Annotated in this window: 5 tRNA genes; all 5 read right to left on the bottom strand. The window is 43.5% G+C overall.

What is annotated here, in order from left to right:
* Window positions 1–377: 377 nt before the first annotated feature.
* Window positions 378–453: transfer RNA gene (locus L1D15_RS21995), tRNA-Glu, on the bottom strand.
* A 237-nt stretch (window positions 454–690) separates the two neighbouring features.
* Window positions 691–766 (bottom strand) — tRNA-Val (locus L1D15_RS21990).
* A gap of 35 nt (window positions 767–801) precedes the next feature.
* Window positions 802–877: transfer RNA gene (locus tag L1D15_RS21985), tRNA-Ala, on the bottom strand.
* 28 nt (window positions 878–905) lie between these two features.
* Window positions 906–981 (bottom strand) — tRNA-Lys (locus L1D15_RS21980).
* 2 nt (window positions 982–983) lie between these two features.
* Window positions 984–1,051, bottom strand: a tRNA-Glu gene (locus L1D15_RS21975).
* Between the last annotated feature and the right edge of the window lies 1 nt (window position 1,052).

Raw genomic sequence — 1,052 nt, 5'->3', positions numbered from 1 at the left:
ACGTCCTTCATCGCCTCTGACTGCCAAGGCATCCACCGTGTACGCTTAGTCACTTAACCATACAACCCCAAAGGGTCTTCTGTTTAAACAACCAAAGTTGTCTGCAATTATTTAAACATGATGCAGACTCGATTTTGCCGGACTCAAATATTAAACATCACAAGGATGTTTCCAAGAACACTTGAATGTGTGTTGGTACCTAATGAACAAGTCATTAGGATTTGAGAACTTTTAAWTGAATAACAACGCATCTCAWAGAGATGGGGATTGTTGTTATTCGTCAGCTTTCCAAATTGTTAAAGAGCAAATCACTTCTTATGAAGTAACCATTTTTAAGAGCACTTAAAACTTTCTACTTAAAGAAATGCACTTAAAGATGGTATCCCGTAGGGGAGTCGAACCCCTGTTACCGCCGTGAAAGGGCGGTGTCCTAGGCCTCTAGACGAACGGGACACTAAGTTGAAGATATTGGGATATCTTCGTTCTCTTAAACTACATAATTTCCAAGAACACTTGAATGTGTGTTGGTACCTAATGAACAAGTCATTAGGATTTGAGAACTTTTAATTGAATAACAACGCATCTCAAAGAGATGGGGATTGTTGTTATTCGTCAGCTTTCCAAATTGTTAAAGAGCTAGATTCATAAATGAACCATTTTTAAAGATTCTTTTGTAAGAACACTTAAAAATGGTGGGCGATACCGGGCTCGAACCAGTGACCCCCTGCTTGTAAGGCAGGTGCTCTCCCAACTGAGCTAATCGCCCACATGAGTTTTTCGTCTTGCGGAAGACGTCAAGAATGGTGGAGCTAAGCAGGATCGAACTGCTGACCTCCTGCGTGCAAGGCAGGCGCTCTCCCAGCTGAGCTATAGCCCCATCTTGAGAGTCATTTCTAAGGAAGAAATGGTGGGTCGTGCAGGATTCGAACCTGCGACCAATTGATTAAAAGTCAACTGCTCTACCAACTGAGCTAACGACCCAATGGTATCCCGTAGGGGAGTCGAACCCCTGTTACCGCCGTGAAAGGGCGGTGTCCTAGGCCTCTAGACGA

The sequence above is a fragment of the Vibrio sp. Isolate25 genome (assembly GCF_022398025.1).
Taxonomy (GTDB): domain Bacteria; phylum Pseudomonadota; class Gammaproteobacteria; order Enterobacterales; family Vibrionaceae; genus Vibrio; species Vibrio coralliilyticus_A.
Note: the sequence above shows the minus strand (reverse complement) of the source record. Positions and strands in the feature narration are given on the sequence as shown.